The 21,513-nt window shown below is 65.5% G+C and carries 18 protein-coding genes; 17 read left to right on the forward strand and 1 reads right to left on the reverse strand.

Annotation, left to right across the window (positions count from 1 at the left end; translation table 11 throughout):
* Nucleotides 1-241 precede the first annotated feature (241 nt).
* The 15 genes from mraZ to ftsZ all read left to right on the forward strand — a co-directional run bounded on the left by mraZ (nucleotide 242) and on the right by ftsZ (nucleotide 18,271).
* Nucleotides 242-670 carry a division/cell wall cluster transcriptional repressor MraZ gene (mraZ, locus tag AC2YJX_RS19000; protein ID WP_008903734.1) on the forward strand — a complete coding sequence of 143 codons (429 nt, stop codon included), beginning with the start codon at nucleotides 242-244 and terminating at the stop codon, nucleotides 668-670.
* 8 nt (nucleotides 671-678) lie between these two features.
* The gene (rsmH, locus tag AC2YJX_RS19005; RefSeq protein WP_426306447.1) at nucleotides 679-1,605 is read left to right on the forward strand and encodes a 16S rRNA (cytosine(1402)-N(4))-methyltransferase RsmH; all 927 of its coding nucleotides are present in this window, start codon (nucleotides 679-681) and stop codon (nucleotides 1,603-1,605) included.
* Nucleotide 1,606: 1 nt separating this feature from the next.
* Nucleotides 1,607-1,927, forward strand: coding sequence for a cell division protein FtsL (ftsL, locus tag AC2YJX_RS19010; protein WP_055399574.1), 321 nt, complete (start codon nucleotides 1,607-1,609; stop codon nucleotides 1,925-1,927).
* Nucleotides 1,924-3,669: a peptidoglycan D,D-transpeptidase FtsI family protein gene (locus AC2YJX_RS19015; protein WP_121422309.1), complete on the forward strand. Its 1,746-nt coding sequence runs from the start codon at nucleotides 1,924-1,926 to the stop codon at nucleotides 3,667-3,669. The genes ftsL and AC2YJX_RS19015 overlap by 4 nt, the downstream gene beginning before the upstream one ends.
* Nucleotides 3,666-5,171: a UDP-N-acetylmuramoyl-L-alanyl-D-glutamate--2,6-diaminopimelate ligase gene (locus AC2YJX_RS19020; RefSeq protein ID WP_487256959.1), complete on the forward strand. Its 1,506-nt coding sequence runs from the start codon at nucleotides 3,666-3,668 to the stop codon at nucleotides 5,169-5,171. The genes AC2YJX_RS19015 and AC2YJX_RS19020 overlap by 4 nt, the downstream gene beginning before the upstream one ends.
* Entirely contained in the window at nucleotides 5,168-6,631 is a 1,464-nt protein-coding gene (locus AC2YJX_RS19025; RefSeq protein WP_487256960.1) for a UDP-N-acetylmuramoyl-tripeptide--D-alanyl-D-alanine ligase, read from the forward strand. Before AC2YJX_RS19020 ends, AC2YJX_RS19025 begins: the two co-directional genes overlap by 4 nt.
* Nucleotides 6,632-6,682: 51 nt before the next feature.
* A complete protein-coding gene (gene mraY, locus AC2YJX_RS19030) occupies nucleotides 6,683-7,861 on the forward strand; it encodes a phospho-N-acetylmuramoyl-pentapeptide-transferase (protein ID WP_121507542.1) in 1,179 nt (392 codons plus the stop codon).
* A complete protein-coding gene (gene murD / locus AC2YJX_RS19035; RefSeq protein ID WP_487256961.1) occupies nucleotides 7,858-9,894 on the forward strand; it encodes a UDP-N-acetylmuramoyl-L-alanine--D-glutamate ligase in 2,037 nt (678 codons plus the stop codon). The genes mraY and murD overlap by 4 nt, the downstream gene beginning before the upstream one ends.
* Complete coding sequence (ftsW, locus tag AC2YJX_RS19040) at nucleotides 9,891-11,165, forward strand: putative lipid II flippase FtsW (protein WP_055399564.1); 1,275 nt, start codon at nucleotides 9,891-9,893, stop codon at nucleotides 11,163-11,165. The genes murD and ftsW overlap by 4 nt, the downstream gene beginning before the upstream one ends.
* On the forward strand, nucleotides 11,162-12,226 hold the full coding sequence (murG, locus tag AC2YJX_RS19045; RefSeq protein WP_487256962.1) for an undecaprenyldiphospho-muramoylpentapeptide beta-N-acetylglucosaminyltransferase: 1,065 nt from the start codon (nucleotides 11,162-11,164) through the stop codon (nucleotides 12,224-12,226). The genes ftsW and murG overlap by 4 nt, the downstream gene beginning before the upstream one ends.
* Nucleotides 12,223-13,656: a UDP-N-acetylmuramate--L-alanine ligase gene (gene murC / locus AC2YJX_RS19050; RefSeq protein WP_487256963.1), complete on the forward strand. Its 1,434-nt coding sequence runs from the start codon at nucleotides 12,223-12,225 to the stop codon at nucleotides 13,654-13,656. Before murG ends, murC begins: the two co-directional genes overlap by 4 nt.
* Nucleotides 13,653-14,642, forward strand: coding sequence for a D-alanine--D-alanine ligase (locus AC2YJX_RS19055; RefSeq protein WP_055399558.1), 990 nt, complete (start codon nucleotides 13,653-13,655; stop codon nucleotides 14,640-14,642). Before murC ends, AC2YJX_RS19055 begins: the two co-directional genes overlap by 4 nt.
* Nucleotides 14,642-15,457 carry a cell division protein FtsQ/DivIB gene (locus tag AC2YJX_RS19060; RefSeq protein ID WP_121422313.1) on the forward strand — a complete coding sequence of 272 codons (816 nt, stop codon included), beginning with the start codon at nucleotides 14,642-14,644 and terminating at the stop codon, nucleotides 15,455-15,457. Before AC2YJX_RS19055 ends, AC2YJX_RS19060 begins: the two co-directional genes overlap by 1 nt.
* A 107-nt stretch (nucleotides 15,458-15,564) precedes the next feature.
* A complete protein-coding gene (gene ftsA / locus AC2YJX_RS19065; RefSeq protein WP_008903721.1) occupies nucleotides 15,565-16,794 on the forward strand; it encodes a cell division protein FtsA in 1,230 nt (409 codons plus the stop codon).
* 235 nt (nucleotides 16,795-17,029) lie between these two features.
* Nucleotides 17,030-18,271, forward strand: coding sequence for a cell division protein FtsZ (gene ftsZ / locus AC2YJX_RS19070; RefSeq protein WP_055399554.1), 1,242 nt, complete (start codon nucleotides 17,030-17,032; stop codon nucleotides 18,269-18,271).
* Between the two features lie 122 nt (nucleotides 18,272-18,393).
* On the opposite strand, the gene AC2YJX_RS19075 is transcribed toward ftsZ, so the two are convergent.
* Nucleotides 18,394-20,181 carry a methyl-accepting chemotaxis protein gene (locus AC2YJX_RS19075; RefSeq protein WP_121422315.1) on the reverse strand — a complete coding sequence of 596 codons (1,788 nt, stop codon included), beginning with the start codon at nucleotides 20,179-20,181 and terminating at the stop codon, nucleotides 18,394-18,396.
* A 215-nt stretch (nucleotides 20,182-20,396) separates the two neighbouring features.
* On the opposite strand from AC2YJX_RS19075, the gene lpxC reads away from it, so the two are divergent.
* Together lpxC and AC2YJX_RS19085 are read left to right on the forward strand one after the other, a co-directional pair.
* Nucleotides 20,397-21,320: a UDP-3-O-acyl-N-acetylglucosamine deacetylase gene (gene lpxC, locus AC2YJX_RS19080; protein WP_121422316.1), complete on the forward strand. Its 924-nt coding sequence runs from the start codon at nucleotides 20,397-20,399 to the stop codon at nucleotides 21,318-21,320.
* A gap of 7 nt (nucleotides 21,321-21,327) precedes the next feature.
* The gene (locus AC2YJX_RS19085) at nucleotides 21,328-21,504 is read left to right on the forward strand and encodes a hypothetical protein (protein WP_176888338.1); all 177 of its coding nucleotides are present in this window, start codon (nucleotides 21,328-21,330) and stop codon (nucleotides 21,502-21,504) included.
* The last annotated feature ends 9 nt before the right edge of the window (nucleotides 21,505-21,513 follow it).

Consider the following 21,513-nt stretch of genomic DNA (forward strand, 5'->3'; position numbering starts at 1 on the left):
GCCTTGAGAGGTCACTTTCATAGGCCTCTCTAAGTGCTTATTTTTCAACGACTTTTGGCTTTTTAATCTCTGCAAAGTCGCGTCTAAGTCGTTGATTTCATTGCAAAAGTTTGTTGGGCACCCTCTTGTTCGGTGTGCTTTTCCTGCTACAGTGCAAAAAAGTGCAATTAAGTGGTGAAAAGTGCCCTCAAGGTCCATTGCACGGACCCCCGAGGCGCAAAACCGAATTGGAAATCTGTCCGTGTTTCAAGGTGCCTCGTCGCTGAGTCTCGATGCGAAGGGTCGGCTGTCTGTGCCGACCCGGCATCGTGACGTCCTGGCGGCCACGGCATCCGGTCAGCTCACCATCACCAAACACCCGCACGGCTGCCTGATGGTGTTCCCCCGCCCCGAGTGGGAGAAGTTCCGCGAGCGCATTGCCCAGCTACCCATGTCCGCCCAGTGGTGGAAGCGCATTTTTCTGGGCAACGCCATGGATGTGGACATGGACGCCACGGGCCGCGTGCTGGTTTCGCCCGAGCTGCGTGAAGCAGCCGGTATCTCCAAAGACACCATGCTGCTGGGCATGGGCAACCATTTCGAACTTTGGGACAAGGCCACCTACGACGAGCAGGAGGCCAAGGCCATGCAGGGCGAGATGCCGGATGTCTTCAAGGACTTCTCCTTCTAAGGCGCGCTGTGACATCCCCCCTGCAACACACCACCGTCCTGCTCAATGAGGCCGTGGATTCTCTCCTGGGCGGCGCAGGCCCTGAGCCTGCGGGCACCTGGGTCGATGCGACCTTTGGGCGTGGTGGGCACTCTCGCCTCATCCTCCTTCGGCTGGGGCCGCAGGGGCGCCTTGTGGCCTTCGACAAGGACCCCGAAGCCATCGCCGAAGCAACGCGCATCACCGATGCGCGTTTTTCCATTCGGCACGAGGGTTTCCGCCATCTGGCCGATCTGCCGCCCGCCAGTGCTGCGGGCGTGCTGATGGACCTGGGGGTGAGCTCGCCCCAGATCGACAGCCCCGAGCGGGGCTTCAGTTTCCGTTTTGACGGCCCGCTGGACATGCGCATGGATACCACGCGCGGCGAAAGCGTGGCCGATTGGTTGGCCACGGCCGAAGTCGGTCAGATTGCGGAGGTGATACGTGACTACGGTGAAGAACGGTTTGCTGGCCCCATTGCAAAGGCGATTGTTGCTCGGCGCGAAGAACGGGGTCCTCTTTCAACCACCGCAGAACTTGCCGATCTCGTGGCTGGCGCGGTCAAAACCCGCGAAGCGGGCCAGAACCCTGCAACGCGCACATTTCAAGCTCTTCGGATTTTCATCAACGCCGAGCTTGAAGAGCTGCAACAGGCGCTAGAGGCCAGCCTCTCGGTGCTGCAGCCGGGCGGGCGGCTGGTAGTCATCAGCTTTCACTCGCTCGAAGACCGCATCGTCAAACAGTTTATCGCCAAACACTCCAAGGAGGTGTACGACCGCCGTGCGCCGTTTGCCGCACCCCAGGCCATGAAGCTCATCGCGCTGGACCGCATCAAGCCCAGTGCTGCCGAAGTGGCCGCCAACCCCCGCTCACGCAGCGCCATCATGCGCGTGGCCGAGCGCACGGCGGTGGTCTGACATGACGAGGCTCAACGTGGTCCTGTTGCTGGCGGTGCTGGCCAGCGCGATCTATCTGGTGCACACCCAGTATGAATCGCGCCGCCTGTTCACCGAGCTGGACCGCGCTGTGGCCGAGGCCCGTCGTCTGGAAACCGAGCACCAGCGCCTGCAGGTGGAAAAGCGCGCCCAGGCCACGCCGCTGCGGGTGGAGAAGATCGCGCGTGCCCAGCTGAACATGCGCACGGCCACGCCGGCCATCACGCAGTATGTATCTGACCCACAGGGTGTTGCGGCGGCGGCTGCAGCGGCCGCATCGCAACCGGCAGGGGTGCAGCCATGAGCCGCAGCGTGCTCTACACCTCCAGCCCGCTGCTGGCCAGCAAGACACCGGTCTGGCGCAGCAAGTTCATCGTGGCGATGATTGCGCTGGGTTTTCTGGGGCTGGCGGGGCGCGCTGCCTATGTGCAGGTGTTTGGCAACGCGTTCTTTCAACGCCAGGGCGAAGTGCGTTTTGCGCGCACGCTGGAGCTGCCCGCCAACCGCGGCAAGATTGTGGACCGCAACGGATTGATCCTCGCCTCCAGCGTGCCGGCGGCCAGCATCTGGGCCATCCCTGAAGACGTGGACCAGGACAAGCCCGAGGTGCGCGCCAAGCTCAAGCAGCTGGCCAAACTGCTCGACATGCCGCAGGCCGAGCTGCAGAAAAAGCTGGCGGATGAAGACAAGACCTTTGTCTGGATCAAGCGCCAGCTCGACTGGGATGTGGGCCAGCAGATTGCTGCGCTCGACATCAAGGGCATCTACCAGCGCAAGGAATACAAACGCCAGTACCCCGAGGGTGAAGCCGCTGCGCACGTGGTGGGCTTCACCAACGTGGAAGACCATGGCCAGGAAGGCATGGAACTGGCGTTCGACAAGGAGCTCGCGGGCAAGCCTGGCTCGCGCCGCGTGATCAAGGACCGCCTGGGCCGCGTGGTCGAAAGCGTGGGCGAAACCGTGCCGCCGGTCGATGGCAAGGACATGCAGCTGTCCATCGACAGCAAGGTGCAGTTCTTTGCCTACCAGAAGCTGCGCGACCAGGTGGCCGCGCACAAAGCCAAGGCGGGCAGTGTGGTGGTGCTCGATGCGCACACAGGCGAGCTGCTGGCGCTGGCCAACTACCCGAGCTACGTGCCCGACAGGCGCCAGAACCTCACGGGCGAACAGCTGCGCAACCGCGCACTGACCGACGTGTTCGAGCCCGGTTCGACCATGAAGCCCTTCACCATCGGCCTGGCACTGGAGACGGGCCGCGTGCGTCCCGAAACCATCGTGGACACCACACCGGGGCGCATCAACATTACCGGCTCCACCATCTCCGACACGCACAACTACGGCGTGCTGACGGTGGAAGGCGTGATCCAGAAATCCAGCAACGTGGGCACCACCAAGTTGGCCATGCAGATGCCTGCACGCGAAATGTGGGAGACCTTCTCAGCCGCTGGTTTTGGCCAGAAGCCGCAACTGCATTTCCCCGGTGTGGTGACGGGTCGTCTGCGCCCGTACAAGACCTGGCGCCCGGTGGAGCAGGCCACCATGTCGTATGGCTACGGCCTGTCGGCCAGCCTGTTCCAGATGGCGCGCTCGTACACGGTGTTTGCCAACGGCGGCCGGGTGATTCCCGCCACCATGCTCAAGACGGCCGAGCCCGCCGTGGGCGTGCCGGTATTTTCCGAGCGCACGGCCGACCAGGTGCGCAAGATGCTGCAGATGGCTGCAGGCCCTGGTGGCACCGGCCAGAAGGCCCAGACCGTGGGCTACTCGGTGGGCGGCAAGTCGGGCACGGCGCGCAAGCAGGTGGGCAAGAACTACGCCTCGGGCAAGTACCGCGCGTGGTTCACCGGCATGGCGCCCATCGACAAGCCCCGCATCATCGTGGCCGTGATGATTGACGAGCCCAGCAATGGCGTGTTCTACGGCGGTGCCGTGGCTGCACCGGTGTTCAGCGAAGTCGTGCAGCAGACGCTGCGCATGATGGGCGTGCAGCCCGACATGGCGGTCAAGCCACAGATCGTGGCCAACGCGGTGGAGGAATCGCTATGACGACGGTGCCTTTGCTCCAATCGGTGCACGATGCTGTGGCCTGGCTGCGCGAGCGGGTGACCGGCACCCTGCAGACCGACAGCCGCCAGATCCGTCCCGGCGATGGTTTCATCGCCTGGCCTGGTGCCGCTACCGACGGCCGCGCCCACATCGGGGATGCGCTGTCGCGCGGCGCTGTGGCTTGCCTGGTGGAGCACGAGGGTGTCGAGGCCTTTGCGCTGCAAGGTTTGCCCGTGGCGGCACTCCATGGCCTGAAGGCCGCCACCGGCCTGATTGCGGCCGACTGGTTCGACCAGCCCACTCAGCGCTTGGACGTGCTGGCCGTGACGGGCACCAACGGCAAGACCAGCACCAGCTGGTGGCTGGCCGAAGCCCTCAATGTGCTATCAAAAAATGAGCTTACTGCGCAAGGTGGATGCGCGCTGGTAGGCACTTTGGGCATGGGAACGCCACCGGCACTCACCAGCACGGGCATGACCACCCCCGACCCGGTGCGCTTGCAGCGCGCGTTCCAACAGTTCGCCGATGCGGGCCGCACGGCCTGCGCCATTGAGGCCTCTTCCATCGGCCTGGCCGAGCACCGCATGGCAGGCACGCGCATCCGTGTTGCCTTGTTCACCAACTTCACGCAGGACCATCTGGACTACCACCCCGGCATGGCGGCCTACTGGCAGGCCAAGAGCGTGCTCTTTGACTGGCCGGGCCTGCAGGCTGCGGTGGTCAACATTGACGATGCACGCGGCGCCGAGCTGCATGCCACGTTGGCAGACCGGCTGCTGGACCTGTGGAGTGTGTCCATCACCGGCCCCGCCCGTCTGGCGGCGCGCGACATCAGCATGGGCGAAGGCGGGCTGCGCTTCACCGTGGCCGAAGGTGTGCACACGCATGTGCTGCAGACCCGCGTGATCGGGCATTACAACGTCTCCAACCTGCTGGGCGTGCTGGCCGGGCTGCGCGCGCTGGGCGTGCCGCTGCAGCACGCGCTGTATGCCTGCGCCCAGCTTTCCCCGGTGCCGGGCCGCATGGAGCAGATCCACCACCCTGGCCAACCCCTTGTGGCCGTGGACTATGCCCATACGCCCGATGCGCTGGACAAGGCGTTGCAAGCCCTTGGCCCGATCGCGCAGGACCGCGGCGGCCAGCTCTGGTGCGTTTTTGGCTGTGGCGGCGACCGCGATGCAGGCAAGCGCCCGTTGATGGGCGCAGTGGCGCAGCACCATGCTGACCGGGTGGTGGTGACCAGCGACAACCCGCGCAGCGAAGACCCTGCGGCCATCCTGCACCAGATTCTGCAAGGCACCATCGCTGGCAACACCGTGCGCGCCGAGCCCGACCGCGCCGCCGCCATTGCGCTGGCCATTGCCGAGGCAGCGCCCGCCGATGTGGTGCTGATCGCCGGCAAGGGCCACGAAGACACCCAGGAGACGGCCGGTGTGCGCCAGCCGTTCTCCGACATGGCCCATGCGCAGACCGCGCTGCAGGCCCGAGGAGCCCGTCCATGACCGCCACCCCTGGGGTGATGATGACCCTGGCGCAGGCTTTTGCGCTGCTTCAGCCGCGCATTCCCGCCGCCCGCCTGGTGGGCGATGGCGCCACGCCGCTCGCACGCGTGCACACCGACACGCGCACGCTGCAGGCGGGGGACCTGTTTGTGGCGCTCAAGGGCGAGCGGTTTGACGCCAATGCGTTCTTGCCCGACGCCCGCGCTGGTGGCGCCGCCGCGGCCATCGCCCATGGCGGCCTTGCCGCCGCAGGCCTGCCCGGCATCGAGGTGCCGGACAGCCTGGCAGCGCTGGGCGCGCTGGCTGCAGCGTGGCGGGCGCAGTTCAGCCTTCCGTTGGTCGGCGTGACGGGCAGCAACGGCAAAACCACGGTGACGCAGATGATTGCGTCCATCCTGCGCGCCTGGAAGGGTGAGGCTGCCTTTGCCACGCAGGGCAATTTCAACAACGACATCGGCGTGCCGCTGATGCTTTTGCGCCTGCGGGCCAGCCACGCCGCCGCCGTGATCGAAATGGGCATGAACCACCCGGGCGAGATCGCCACGCTGGCCGCCATGGCGCAGCCCACGGTGGCGCTGGTCAACAACGCGCAGCGTGAGCACCTGGAGTTCATGCACACGGTGGAAGCCGTGGCCCGCGAGAACGGCTCGGTGTTCGCCATTCTGCCTTCCGACGGTGCGGCCGTGTTCCCTGCGGGGGATGCCTACACGGGCCTCTGGCGCTCGTTGGCGGCAGGGCGCCGCGTTGTCACTTTTGGCGACGGTGGCGATGTGGCCTGCGCGCAGGCTGCGTGGGGCCAGGGCGCTTGGGCCGTCACACTGGCCACGCCACAAGGCGAAGTGGCCACCCACCTGCACATTGCGGGGCGCCACAACGTGACCAACGCACTGGCAGCCGCTGCCTGCACGCTGGCGGCGGGGGCGCCCCTGGCCGCCATCGCCCAAGGGCTGAATGACTTTGTGCCAGTCAAGGGCCGCTCGCGCGCTTTCAGCGTGCACTGCGCGGGCCGCGACATCACCGTGGTGGACGACACCTACAACGCCAACCCCGACTCCATGCGTGCCGCCATCGACGTGCTGGCCGAGCTGCCCGGCCCGCAACTGCTGGTGCTGGGCGACATGGGCGAGGTGGGCGACCAGGGCCCGCAGTTCCACGCCGAGGCCGGTGCCCATGCGCGTGCGGCAGGCATCCCCCTGCTGTTCGCGCTGGGCGCGCAGTCGGTGCACGCCGCCACGGCCTATGGAGGTGCCCGGCATTTCAACGATATGAGTGCGCTGCTGGTGGCAGTGCGCGATGCCCTGTCCACCGTGGGCAGTGTGCTGGTCAAGGGATCGAGATTCATGAAGATGGAACAGGTGGTGGAGGCGATTGCCGCCACTGCAGCCGCCGCAGCGCAGCCGCAAGAACAACAACAAAAGCAGAACCGGGCACTGGAGGGACACCATGGCGCAACACTCTGAAGTCACCCGTGTGGTGGCGGCACCCAAGGCCGTGCAAGCGGGGGAGGCCACATGCTGCTGATGTTGTCGCAATGGCTGCAGGGTCTGTCGCCCGAGTTCGGCTTTTTCCGCGTGTTCCAGTACCTCACGTTCCGCGCGGTGATGGCCGCCATGACGGCGCTGCTCATCGGCCTGATTGCCGGCCCCAAGGTGATCCGTGTGCTCACCTCGCTCAAGATCGGCCAGCCCATCCGGGGCTATGCCATGCAGACGCACCTGTCCAAGAGCGGGACGCCCACGATGGGTGGCGTGCTGATCCTGTTGTCGATTGCGATTTCCACGCTGTTGTGGTTCGACCTGTCCAACCGCTTTGTGTGGATCGTGCTCATCGTCACGCTGGGTTTTGGCGCCATTGGCTGGGTGGACGACTGGCGCAAGGTGGTCAACAAGGACCCCGAAGGCATGCGCTCACGCGAGAAGTATTTCTGGCAGTCGGTGATCGGCTTGATTGCTGCGCTGTATCTGGTGTTCAGCATTTCCGAAAGCTCCAACGCCAAGGTGTGGGAGCTGTTCGTGGGCTGGGTGCAGTCGGGCTTCTCGCTGGACCTGCCTCCCAAGGCAGGCTTGCAGCTGCCGTTCTTCAAGGAGATCAGCTACCCGCTGGGCGTGCTGGGCTTCGTGATCCTCACCTACCTCGTCATCGTCGGCTCCAGCAATGCCGTGAACCTGACAGACGGCCTGGACGGCCTGGCCATCATGCCGGTGGTGATGGTGGGTTCGGCCCTGGGCGTGTTTGCCTATGTCACGGGCAGCTCGGTGTACTCCAAGTACCTGTTTTTCCCGCACATTCCGGGCGCGGGCGAACTCTTGATCTTCTGCGCCGCCATGGCGGGGGCGGGCCTTGCCTTCCTGTGGTTCAACGCGCATCCAGCCCAGGTGTTCATGGGCGACGTGGGCGCACTGGCGCTGGGTGCTGCGCTGGGCACCATCGCCATCATCGTGCGGCAGGAAATCGTGCTGGCCATCATGGGCGGCATCTTCGTGGTTGAAGCACTGTCGGTGATGCTGCAGGTGACCTGGTTCAAGTTCACCAAGAAGCGCTACGGAGAAGGCCGCCGCCTGCTCAAGATGGCGCCCCTGCACCACCACTTTGAAAAGAGCGGCTGGAAGGAAACGCAGGTGGTCGTGCGCTTCTGGATCATCACCATGCTGCTGTGCCTCATCGGCCTGTCCACCTTGAAACTGCGATGAACGCTGACGAGCCTCTCATCCGTCCCACGCCCGCCGAACCCGGGGCGCCCGATGCCGCGCGGCCGTTGGCAGGGCCGGGCGCGGACGCCGACGTGAACGCGCCCGCTGGTGACGACTTTTTTGCACCGGACCCCACGGAAACTGTCGATACCGATACCGATACCGATACCGAGGCGCTGAACACCGATGCGCAGCAGCCCAGCGTGGGTATTGCGGCTGAGCCGTCGTCCCAAGCTGGCGAACCCGTCGCCGTAGTGCCGCCTGAAATGGCCGCGCCGGACGTGACCCCTGCGGCCGGGAACGCACCCGCCAAGGGCCATCCCTGGGACCCTGAAGCCGTGCCCGCCATCTCGGCTGCCAAGGCTGCCGCCGATTTCGTGGCGCAGATCTTTGCCGATGTATCGGCGCCCGAGGCCGCGCCCGTCGAGCACAGTGTCGACGTTGAAGACGCTGACGCCCCGGGGGCATCCGGGGCAGAGGCCGAGCCGCAGGTCGCGCCGCGCGAAGCCATGGCCCAGCTGCTGCAGGGTCAGAACATCCTCATCCTGGGGCTGGGCGCCTCGGGCCTCGCCATGGCCCGCTGGTGCGTGCGCTGCGGGGCCGAGGTCACCGTGGCCGACACCCGCGCTGCGCCGCCACAGCTGCCCCTGCTGCAGCAGGAGCTGCCCCAGGTGCGTTTTGTCGCCGGTGCCTTTGATGCCAGCCTGGTGGAAGGCCAAGGCCTGAACGCGGTCTACCGTTCTCCCGGTTTGAGTCCTGAGGCAATAGCTCCTGTTTTGATAGCTGCTAGTGCCTGTGGAGTAAGCGCTGGGGGCGAACTAAGTTTGTATTCCATGGCGCTGAACGCGCTGCGGGCATCCCATGGCTACGCACCGGCGGTGCTGGCGATCACCGGTACCAACGGCAAAACCACGGTCACATCGCTCACGGGCCAGCTCGTGGAGCGTTCGGGAAAGAGCGTGGCCGTGGCTGGCAACATCGGCCCCACGTTGCTCGATACCCTGGCGGGCCACATCGACGCCGGCACGTTGCCCGAGGTGTGGGTGCTGGAGCTATCAAGCTTCCAGCTCGATGGTGTGACCAACTTTGAGCCCACTGCGGCGACCGTGCTCAACATCACGCAGGACCACCTGGACTGGCACGGTGACATGGCGGCCTACGCGGCGGCCAAGGCGCGCATCTTTGGCCAGACGGGGCTCATGATTTTGAACCGCGAAGACATGGCCGTGATGCAGATGCTGCCGCCTCCGGTGAAGGTCAAGCTGCAAAAGCCCCAGGTGCGTGAGCACCTGACCTTTGGCGCCGACATGCCCCGGCGCCCCGGCGACTTTGGCATCGAGGTCGTCAGCGGCATGCCCTGGCTGGTACGCGCGATGGACGCGGATGAAACCCGCAAGCGCGGCCGCAACGAAGTGGCGGAAGACCTGCACATCCAGCGCCTGATGCCCGCCGATGCGCTGCGCATCCGGGGTCGCCACAACGCGGTGAACGCGCTGGCTGCGCTGGCCCTGGCCTCGGCCGCAGGCTGCACCTTGGCCCCGCTGCTGTACGGGCTGCGCGAATACCGGGGTGAGCCGCACCGTGTGGAGCCCGTGGCCATCATCAACGGCATTGAGTACTTTGACGACAGCAAGGGCACCAACGTGGGTGCCACGGTGGCGGCCCTTACGGGCCTGGGCGCAGAGCGCCGCATCGTGGTCATCCTGGGTGGCGAAGGCAAGGGGCAGGACTTCTCGCCGCTCGCAGCGCCGGTGTCGCGCTATGCGCGCGCTGCGGTGCTCATCGGGCGCGATGCGCCGCAGATCCGCGCTGCGCTGCAGGACTGCGGTGTGGTACTGCTGGATGCCGAGACGTTGCCTCAGGCTGTGGCTCTGGCCACGCAGCGGGCCCATGCGGGCGATGCCGTGCTGATGTCGCCCGCCTGCGCCAGCTTTGACATGTTCAAGGACTACGAACATCGCGCACAAGTCTTCTGCGACGCGGTGCGCACGCTGGCAGACGATGCCGGGCAATCCCTGGAGGGCATGGCATGACGGCCGATGTGCGCAACTCCACATTGCTGCAGCGGGTGACCGGCTGGTTTGGCGGCCTGCCCGGCAAGGCGGCCGACGTATTGCCGGTGCGCGTGGGTGGCACCGAGTACCGCCAGTCGTCGAGCACACCGGCCAGCGTGCTGGGCTTCGACCAGGCCCTGCTGTGGGTGGTGGTCGCGTTGCTGGCCTGGGGGCTGGTGATGGTGTATTCGGCCTCGATTGCCATGCCGGACAACCCGCGTTTTGCCAACTATGCCTCCACCCATTTTCTGACCCGCCACGCGATGTATCTGGTGATCGGGTTTGTGGTGGCCTTGCTGGCCTTCCAGGTGCCGATGGCGCTGTGGGAGCGTGCGGCGCCGTGGTTGTTCGTGGTCGCATTGCTGCTGCTGATCGCGGTGCTGATCCCCGGCGTGGGCAAGGTCGTCAACGGCGCGCGGCGCTGGTTGTCCATCGGACCCATTGGCTTTCAGCCCTCTGAAGTGGCCAAGTTTGCCGTGCTCATCTATGCGGCCGACTACATGGTGCGCAAGATGGAAGTGAAGGAGCGGTTTTTCCGCGCCGTGCTGCCCATGGGCGCTGCCGTGGGCATTGTGGGCGTGCTGCTGCTGGCCGAACCCGACATGGGCGCGTTCATGGTCGTGGCCGTCATTGCCATGGGCATTCTGTTCCTGGGTGGCGTCAACGCCCGCATGTTCTTTCTCATCGCCGGGGTGCTGGTGGCGGCTTTTGGCGTGATGATCGCCAGCTCGCCTTGGCGCCGCGAACGCGTGTTTGCCTACCTCGACCCCTTCAGCGAGGAGCACGCTCTGGGCAAGGGCTACCAGCTTTCGCACTCGCTCATCGCCATCGGGCGCGGCGAGATTTTTGGTGTGGGCCTGGGCGGCAGCGTGGAAAAGCTGCACTGGCTGCCCGAAGCGCACACCGACTTTTTGCTCGCCGTGATCGGCGAGGAGTTTGGCCTGGTGGGCGTGGTCACGCTCATCGTGCTGTTCTTGTGGATGACGCGCCGCATCATGCACATCGGCCGCCAGGCGATTGCCCTGGACCGCGTATTCGCTGGGCTGGTGGCGCAGGGCGTGGCGATCTGGATCGGCTTTCAGGCCTTCATCAACATGGGCGTGAACCTGGGCGCGTTGCCCACCAAGGGGCTCACGCTGCCGTTGATGAGCTTTGGGGGGTCTGCGATTTTGATGAACCTGGTGGCGCTTGCGGTGGTATTGCGGGTCGACTACGAGAACAAGCTCCTCATGAGAGGGGGCCGCGTATGAGCGCGCAGAAGACTGCTCTGATCATGGCCGGTGGCACCGGTGGCCACATCTTTCCGGGCCTCGCGGTGGCCGAAGAGCTGCGCACGCGTGGCTGGCGTGTGCACTGGCTGGGCGCGCCCGGCAGCATGGAGTCGCGCATCGTGCCCACGCACGGTTTCGCCCTCGAACTGATCGACTTCTCGGGCGTGCGCGGCAAAGGCATCGTGACGCTGGCCCTGCTGCCGCTGCGCCTGCTGCGTGCCTTCTGGCAAGCCCTGCAGGTGGTGCGCCGCGTCAAGCCCGATGTGGTGGTGGGCCTGGGCGGCTACATCACCTTTCCGGGCGGCATGATGGGGGTGCTGGCAGGCAAGCCGCTGGTGCTGCACGAGCAGAACTCGGTGGCGGGCATGGCCAACAAGGTGCTGGCCGGTGTGGCCGACCGGGTGTTCACCGCCTTCCCCAACGTGTTCAAACAAGGCCAGTGGGTGGGCAACCCCCTGCGCACGCCGTTCACGCAGCAGCCTGGCCCGGCCGAGCGGTTTGCGGGGCGCACCGGTCCGCTGCGCCTGCTGGTGGTGGGTGGCAGCCTGGGGGCGCGCGCACTCAACGAGATCGTGCCAAAGGCTATTGCCCTGATGCCTGCCGACCAGCGCCCGCAGGTGATTCACCAGAGCGGCGCCACGCAGATCGACGCCCTGCGGGCCAACTATGCGGCTGCAGGGGTCGAGGCGGAGTGCACGCCCTTCATCGATGACACCGCCAGCGCGTTTGCGGCGGCCGACATCATCGTCTGCCGCTCTGGCGCGAGCACGGTCACCGAGATCGCTGCCGTGGGCGCTGCTGCCTTGTTTGTGCCCTTCCCGTCGGCGGTGGACGACCACCAGACCACCAATGCCAGGTTCCTCGTGGATGCCGGTGGCGGCTGGCTGGTGCAGCAGCGCGACCTGACGCCCGAAGGGCTGTCGCAAATGCTATCGAAATTGGAGCGCCCTGCGCTTGTAGATATTGCGCTGAAGGCCAAAAACATGCAAAAAATCAACGCCACCCGCGAAGTGGTGACTGCCTGCGAGGAGTTGGCATGAAACACGCGATTCGCCATATCCATTTTGTGGGCCTGGGCGGCGCGGGCATGAGTGGCATCGCCGAGGTGCTGTTCAACCTGGGCTACCGCATCTCGGGCTCGGACCTGGCCGACAGCGCCACGCTGCGCCGCCTGGAAGGGCTGGGCATCAAGACCTGCCTGGGCCATGCGGCTGCGCACATTGACGGTGCCGATGCCGTGGTCACATCAACGGCGGTCACGCCCGACAACCCCGAGGTGCTGGCCGCGCGCGAGAAAAAAATTCCCGTGGTGCCCCGCGCGCTGATGCTCGCCGAGCTGATGCGCCTGAAGCAGGGCATCGCCATTGCAGGCACCCACGGCAAGACCACCACCACCAGTCTGGTGACCAGCGTGCTGGCCGAGGCGGGCCTGGACCCGACCTTTGTGATCGGCGGCAAGCTCAACAGCGCAGGCGCCAATGCCAAGCTGGGCAGCGGCGACTACATCGTGGTCGAGGCCGACGAGTCCGACGCGTCGTTCTTGAACCTGCTGCCAGTGATGGCCGTGGTGACCAACATCGACGCCGACCACATGGAGACCTATGGCCACGACTTCGGCCGCCTCAAGGGCGCGTTTGTCGATTTTCTGCACCGCATGCCGTTCTACGGCACGGCGATCCTGTGTGTGGACAGCCCCGCCGTGCGCGACATCCTGCAAAGCGTGACCTGCCCCATCACCAGCTACGGCTTTTCGGAAGACGCGCAGGTGCGCGCCATCAACGTGCGCGCCGAGGCGGGCCAGATGCGCTTTACCGTGCAGCGGCGCAACGGCGTCACGCTGCCCGACATGGAGATCGTGCTCAACCTCGCGGGCGAGCACAACGTGCTCAACGCGCTGTCGGCCATTGCCGTGGCCGTGGAGCTGAACATTCCGGACGAAGCCGTACAGCGTGCGCTGGCGGGCTTCAAGGGCGTGGGCCGGCGCTTCCAGCGTTATGGCGACCTGCCCGCCAAGGACGGCGGCCAGTTCACCGTGATCGACGACTACGGCCACCACCCGGTGGAGATGGCGGCCACCTTGGCTGCCGCACGGGGTGCCTTCCCGGGGCGCCGCCTGGTGCTTGCTTTCCAGCCGCACCGCTACAGCCGCACGCGCGATTGCTTCGAGGATTTTGTGAAGGTCATTGGCAATGCCGATGCCGTGCTGCTCACCGAGGTGTATGCCGCTGGGGAGTCGCCTGTGGTGGCCGCCGATGGTCGATCGCTGGCCCGTGCGCTGCGCGTGGCGGGCCGCGTGGAGCCGGTGTTCATCGACAACGTGGCCGACCTGCCCCAGGCCATTGCCGACAACGCGAAGGCCGGCGACGTGGTGATGTGCATGGGCGCAGGGTCGATTGGCGCCGTACCTGGCAAGGTGGTGGAGATGCTACAAAATAGTGAGCTATCAGCGCTTGAAGGGAGCGCGCTATGACCGTTTTTGATTCCAATTTTGATGTGAAATCCCTGGGCAAGGTTGCCGTACTGATGGGCGGTGACTCGGCCGAGCGCGAGGTCTCGCTGATGTCTGGCAGCGGCGTGCTGCAGGCGCTGCGTTCGCGCGGGGTGGATGCCCATGCCTTCGACCCTGCGCAGAACGCACTGGGTGACCTGAAGCGCGACGGCTATGCACGCTGTTTCATCGCGCTGCACGGCCGCCATGGTGAAGACGGCACGGTGCAGGGCGCGCTGGAGCTGCTGCGCATCCCGTACACCGGTCCGGGCGTGATGGCCTCGGCCATCGCCATGGACAAGGTCATGACCAAGCGCGTGTGGCTGGCCGAGGGCCTGCCCACACCACGCTACGTGTGGCTGGCACCCGACCGCCAGCAGCGCGAGGTGGTGCGCACCGTGCCCGATGAACTGGGCCTGCCCCTCATCGTGAAGCCGCCCCGCGAGGGCTCGTCCATCGGCGTGACCAAGGTGCGTGGCTACTCGGACATGCAGGAGGCCGTGCAGCTGTCTGCCCAGTACGACCCCGATGTGTTGTGCGAAGAGTTCATCGAAGGCGAAGAAGTGACCTGCCCCGTGCTGGGCCAGGGCGCCAGTGCCCGTGCGCTGCCAGTGATCCGCATCGTGGCGCCCGATGGCGCATACGACTACCAGAACAAGTATTTCACCGATGACGTGAAGTACCAGTGCCCGAGCGGCCTGCCCGAGGCTGAGGAGCGCGAGATCCAGCGCATCGTGTTGGAGGCTTACCGCACCCTGGGCTGCCGGGGCTGGGGCCGTGCCGACCTGATGATCCGCGCCAGCGATCGCAAGCCCTTCCTGCTGGAGATGAACACGTCCCCCGGCATGACCGGGCATTCGCTGGTGCCGATGTCCGCACGGGCTTCGGGCATCAGCTACGAAGAGCTGTGCCTGCGCATCCTGGCCGATGCCGCCTTGGACACACCGACAAGGTCGAAGGCCGACTGATGACCCAAACGTTGCCCGCACCGCTGGACGTCAAGCTCATGAACCTGACCGCATCGGTCTTGTTCGTGGGCTGCGTCCTGCTTGTGCTGGCGGCGGGGGCCTGGTGGGTGCTGCGCTACCCGGGCTTTGCGATTGCGCGCATCGTGGTGCAGGGCGAGCTGGTGCACAACAACGCGGTGACCTTGCGGGCCAATGTCGCGCCGCACCTGGTGGGCAATTTCTTCACGGTGGATTTGCGTGCCGCGCGCGAGGCCTTCGAGCAAGTGCCCTGGGTGCGCCGCGCCCAGGTGCGGCGGGTGTACCCCGGCAGCCTGCGCGTAGAGCTGCAGGAGCATGACGCCGTGGCGTACTGGGGGCCGGACACCGGCTCTGCACTGGTCAACAGCCAGGGCGAAGTGTTCGAGGCCAACGTGGGTGATGTGGAACAGGACGGACTGCCGCGCCTGCTGGGACCTGCGGGCAGCTCCCCCGAGGTGCTGCAGATGTTTGGCCTGCTGCAGCCGGTGTTCAAACCGCTCGGGCTGGAGGTCGAGACGCTGGAGCTGACGGGGCGGGGCGGTTGGCGGGCCACGCTGGACAGCGACGCCGTGGTGGAGCTGGGCGGCGGCACACCGCAGGAGGTGGTGCAGCGCACGCAACGCTTCACGCGCACCCTGACACAGGTGGCTGCGCAGTACGGGCGGCGCGTGGATGCCCTGGAGTCCGCCGACCTGCGGCATGCCGGGGGCTACGCCCTGCGCATGCGCGGTGTGACCACGGTGGTGACCGATACCGCAGCGGCGGCTGCTTCGGCCAGTGCCGTGCGCAGGAGGTAATGGCATGCAGCAACAGCAACAGCGCTGGTATGTGGAGCGGGACGCAGGTGGGTTCGTGAATGGGGCCGTGGGGCGGCGGGACAGAACAGAGAAGGGCAGAGACTGATATGGCAAGAGAATACAAAGACGTTGTGGTGGGGCTGGATATCGGCACCGCCAAGGTCATGGCCGTGGTGGCCGAGGTCCTGCCCAATGGCGAGCTCAAGCTTGCAGGCTTGGGCGTGGCCCCGAGCAATGGCCTCAAGCGCGGTGTGGTGGTGAACATCGACGCTACCGTGCAAAGCATCCAGCAGGCCCTGAAAGAGGCCGAGCTGATGGCCGACTGCAAGATCCAGCGTGTGTACACCGGCATCACCGGCAGCCATATCCGGGGGCTCAACTCCAGCGGCATGGTGGCCGTGAAGGACAAGGAAGTCACCTCGGCCGACGTGGCGCGCGTGGTCGAGACGGCCAAGGCCATCAACATCAGCAGCGACCAGCGCCTGCTTCTGGTGGAGCCGCAAGAGTTTGTGATCGACGGGCAGGATGTGAAAGAGCCCATCGGCATGAGCGGCATCCGCCTGGAGGCCAAGATCCACATCGTGACCGGTGCGCAGAGCGCGGCCGAAAACATCATCAAGTGCGTACGCCGTTGCGGCCTGGAGGTCGAGCAGCTCATGCTGAACCCGCTGGCCAGCAGCCAGGCCGTGCTGACTGACGATGAGCGCGAGCTGGGTGTGGTGGTGGTGGACATTGGCGCGGGCACGACCGATGTGGCCATCTTCACCGGCGGCGCGATCCGCCACACGGCAGTGATTCCGATTGCGGGCGACCTCATCACCAGCGACATCGCGATGGCGCTGCGCACTCCCACCAAGGACGCTGAAGACATCAAGGTGGAAAGCGGCTACGCCAAGCAATTGCTGGCCGACCCCGAGGCGCAGGTGGAAGTGCCGGGCCTGGGCGACCGCAGCCCGCGCATGCTGAGCAAGCAGGCGCTGGCCGGTGTGATCGAGCCGCGGGTGGAAGAAATTTTCTCGCTCGTGCAGCAGGTGGTGCGCGAGTCGGGCTATGAAGAAGTGCTGTCGTCGGGCATCGTGCTCACAGGCGGCAGCTCGGTGATGCCCGGCATGATCGAGCTGGGCGAAGACATCTTCCTCAAGCCCGTGCGCCGAGGCATTCCCAAGTATTCCAGCGCGTTGTCTGACATGGTGGCCCAGCCCCGTGCTGCTACCGTCATGGGCCTTCTCGAAGAGGCCCGGCTGGCCCGTTTGCGCGGCTTCAAGGTGGCGCAAAAGAGCGGGTCCATGAAGACGGCGTTCGGCCGTTTCAAAGATTTCATTGTGGGGAATTTCTGACCATGAAATACCCAGGAATGAGCGCCGCCGGGCCGCCTCAAGGCGCGAAGGCCCCCTTGGGGGGCAGCGCAGCACACGCAGTGGCAAGCGTGGGGGCCTTGTGGTTAGCCCGTGGTAGCCCGCACGGCACTGCGCGAGAGCGATGGCGATGTACAGGACCGCCTCGTTCTCCAGCCACCAGTACCCCCTTCCCCATATGGCAATTGCCTACGAATTTAGAAACAGGAGCTCCAAGATGACCATCGAAATGATCGAAGCCGAAGAATTCAACCAGGGCACCCAGATCAAGGTGATCGGTGTGGGCGGTGGCGGCAGCAATGCCGTCGAGCACATGATTTCCCGCAGCGTGCAGGGCGTGGAGTTTGTCAGCGCCAATACCGACGCGCAGGCGCTCACGCGCAGTTCGGCCCACCGTGTCATCCAGCTGGGTGGCAGTGGTCTGGGGGCAGGCGGCAAGCCTGAAAAGGCGCGCGATGCAGCCGAAGCGGCAGTTGAAGACATCCGCGACGCCATCCAGGGCGCGCACATGCTGTTCATCACGGCCGGCATGGGCGGCGGCACGGGCACGGGGGCTGCCCCGGTGATCGCGCGCATCGCCAAGGAGATGGGTATTCTGACCGTGGGTGTGGTGACCAAGCCTTTCGACTGGGAAGGTGGCCGCCGCATGAAGAACGCCGACGAAGGCCTGGCCGAGCTGGAAGCCAATGTGGATTCGCTGATCGTGGTGCTCAACGAAAAGCTGCTCGATGTGCTGGGCGATGACATCACCCAGGACGAAGCCTTTGCACACGCCAACGATGTGCTCAAGAACGCCGTGGGCGGTATCGCTGAAATCATCAACGAGTACGGCCAGGTGAACGTGGACTTCGAAGACGTGCGCACCGTGATGGGCGAGCCCGGCAAGGCCATGATGGGCACGGCCACTGCCAGCGGCCCCGACCGCGCCCGCATCGCTGCCGAGCAGGCCATTGCCTGCCCGCTGCTCGAAGGCATCGACCTGTCGGGAGCCAAGGGCGTGCTGGTGCTGGTCACCGCGAGCAAGGGCAGCCTCAAGCTGTCCGAATCGCGCCAGGCCATGAACACCATCAATGCCTACGCATCGACCGACGCTCATGTGATCTTCGGCGCTGCCTACGACGAAACCCTGGGCGACGAGATCCGCGTGACCGTGGTGGCCACAGGCCTGTCGCGTGCCAACGCACGCCGCCAGCCCATCTCGGTGGTGCAAGGTGGCCTGCGCACGGGCACGGACAATATGGCCTACCAGATGCCCATGGCCGGTGTGGGAACGCTGGGGGGGGCTGTGGGTGTGCAAGGCGGCCACACGGGCAGCGCGCAAGCCGACTACGGCAGCATGTCGGTGCCCAGCGTGTGGCGCACCAACCGCACGCAGGCGGCAGCCCGCGTGGACGCGCTGTCCTCGGGTGGCATGGATGACCTGGAGATCCCGGCCTTCCTGCGCAAGCAAGCCGACTGATCGACAACAGGCTCTTCCATGGGCCGCAAGACAAGAAGCCCTACCAGCACAAGCTGGCAGGGCTTCTTTTTTTGCAGCGAGGTTTGCTTGCGCTGTGCTTGTGCTGCTTCAGGTCCTTGGGGTCAGAAGGACTCCCAGTCGTCGTTGTTGTTGTCCGCTGCAGGTTTGGGGCTGCTGGCCTTGGGCGGCAGCGCCGCTGCCGGGGCCTTGGCGGGCGACGCAGGGCGGGGTGCAGCGGCCTTGGCCAGTGCGGGGCGCGGTGCGGCAGCGCGTACGGGAGCGGGTGTGGGGCGGGGTGTGGCCGCAGGGGCGGGCCGGCTTGCCGGGGACGGCGCTGGGGCATTGCTGCCATTGACCCGGAACAGTGCGACCACCTGGGTGAGCTTCATGGCCTGCTCGCGCAGACTGTCTGCGGCGGCAGTGGATTGCTCCACCAAGGCAGAGTTCTGCTGCGTCATCTGGTCGAGCTGGTTCATGGCCGTGTTGACCTGGGCAATGCCCTGGCTCTGCTCGGACGTAGCCGAGCGGATTTCGCCAATGATGTCGGTCACGCGCTGAACGCTTTCCACGATCTCGGTCATGGTGGCGCCCGCATTGCCCACCAGCTGCGTGCCCGACTCCACCTTTTCGACCGATGCGCCAATCAGGGCCTTGATCTCCTTGGCGGCTTCGGCACTGCGTCCGGCCAGGCTGCGCACCTCGCTGGCCACCACGGCAAAGCCCCGGCCTTGCTCGCCCGCGCGGGCCGCCTCGACGGCGGCATTCAAGGCCAGGATATTGGTCTGGAAGGCGATGCCATCGATCACGCCGATGATGTCGCTGATCTTGTTGCTGCTGGCGTTGATGTCCTGCATGGTGGCTACTACCCGGGACACCACTTCACCCCCACGTGCCGCGACCGCAGCGGCTGATGTGGCCATCTGGTTGGCCGTCTGCGCGGAGTCCGAGGTCTGCTTGACGGTGCTGGTCAGCTCCTCCATGCTGCTGGCCGTGCTTTGCAGGTTGCTGGCGGTGTCTTCGGTGCGGTGGGCCAGGTCGTTGTTGCCCTGCGCGATTTCGCTCGACGCGGTGGCGATGCTGTCGGTGGCGGCGCGCACGTCGGTGACCAGCTTGCGCAGCGAAGTGACCATGTGGGCGAGCCCGTCGAGCATCGAGCCTGGGTGGGCCGTGGGGATGTGTGTATCGAGATTGCCTTCGGCCACTTCCGACATGATCGCGATGGCGTCAGTGGGCTCTCCCCCGATCTGGCGCAGCACGGAGCGCGATACGAACAGGCCGATGGCCCCCACCACAAGAATCACCACCACCACCATGGCCAGGCTCGACAGCAGGGCCTTGCGCAGCAGCATGTCTACGTCATCGGTATACAGCCCCGAGCCCACCATCCAGTTCCAGCCGTCTACACGGACGATGTACTGGAGCTTGGGCACCGGGGTAGTCTGGTTGGGGCGGGCAAACATGGTGGGGACAAACGCTTTGCCATCCTTGCTGCTGCGCATGCCGTTCACCAGCAGGGCGATGATGTCCACCCCCGAGCCGTCCTTGACCTTGCCCAGCATGTTCTGCCCATCCCACTCGGGTTTGAAGGGGTGCATCACCCCCACGCCCTCGGTGGTCCAGATGTAGAAATACTCGGTCTTGCCCTCCGGGCCGCCATAGCGCGCAATGCGCAGGGCGTCCTTGGCGGCCTTTTGGGCCTCCTCCTGGGGCATGGCGCCGCTGGCGGCCTTGGCCTGGTAGGCGGCCACTATGCTGTGGGCGGACTGGACGGCGGTGGTCAGCAGCTCTTTTCGGGACTCGGTGATGAGTCGTCGCTCCTGCAGGAGGGAGGTGACGGCCATGATCAGCAGCGCGACAAGCGCAGTGCCGATCATGAGCATGATTTTCATTTTGAAGCTGAGCTTGCTCATGGGAGTCTCCTGGGGGGCATCTGTGGTGTGTTCATGTTGTATCTTTTCAAGGCCCTCTGGCCCCAAATTGTGCGGCGAACCCGGGGGCCTGCGCAGTAGGTGAAAACGCGGCGGTAGCTCTACGTACGGGCCCCAAGCGCTCCGGGCATGGCGTCTGCAAGGCAGGCAAGACCTCAGCCCGTGCGGGACAGGGCGCCAGAAACTAAAATGGCGGGATGCTCCAGCAACGCACCCTCAAGACACTGACCCGCGCCGTAGGCGTCGGGCTGCACAGCGGCCAGCGGGTCGAGTTGACCCTGCGGCCAGCGCAGCCGGACACGGGGATTGTCTTTCGGCGGGTGGATCTGCCACAGCCCGTGGACATCCCGATCCGCGCCGAGGCCGTGACGGACACCCGGCTGGCATCCACCATCGCGGTCGGCAATGCCAAGGTGCACACGGTGGAACACCTGATGTCGGCCTGTGCGGGGCTGGGGCTGGATAACCTTTATGTGGACATCACGGCCGAAGAGGTGCCTATCCTCGACGGATCTTCCGCATCTTTCGTTTTCCTGCTCCAGAGCGCAGGGGTCGAGCTGCAAAACGCGCCCAAGCGCTTCATCCGCGTCCTGCGGCCGGTGGAGGTCCGCGAGGGCGAGGGCGCCAATGCCAAATGGGCACGTTTGACGCCTTACCACGGCTACAAGCTCAGTTTCGAGATCGACTTTGACCACCCGGCCGTGGACTCCACCGGCCAGCGTGTGGAGTTTGACCTGGGGCAAGGCAACTACAGCCGCGACATTGCGCGCGCCCGCACCTTCGGCTTCACCCGCGATGTGGAGATGATGCGCTCCAACGGCCTGGCGCTGGGCGGCGGGCTCGATAACGCCATCGTGATGGACGACTACAAGGTGCTCAACAGCGACGGCCTGCGCTACGACGACGAGTTCGTGAAGCACAAGATCCTGGATGCGATGGGCGACCTCTACCTCATTGGCAAGCCCCTGCTGGCTGCTTACAGCGCTTTCCGCTCGGGTCACGCCATGAACAACCTCTTGCTGCGCGAGCTGCTGGCCCAGCGTGATGCCTGGGAGGTGGTCACCTTCGAGGATGAGCGCCAGGCCCCCACCGGCTTCGCGCAACCTGCGCGCGCCTGGTAGCACGCACATGTTGATCTTTCGCTGGCTGGCCATGCTGCTGCTTCTGGCGGCTGCCGTGTCGTTTGCGTTTTATGCTGGTACGGGGCAGGCGCGCTACAAGCGCCTGGGGCTCATCATCCTCAAGTGGACGGTGATTGCCGCCGTCTTTTTCTTTGCGGTGATCCTCATTGGCCGACTTGCGTGATGCGCGGGC

Source organism: Acidovorax sp. SRI_002, assembly GCF_057586455.1.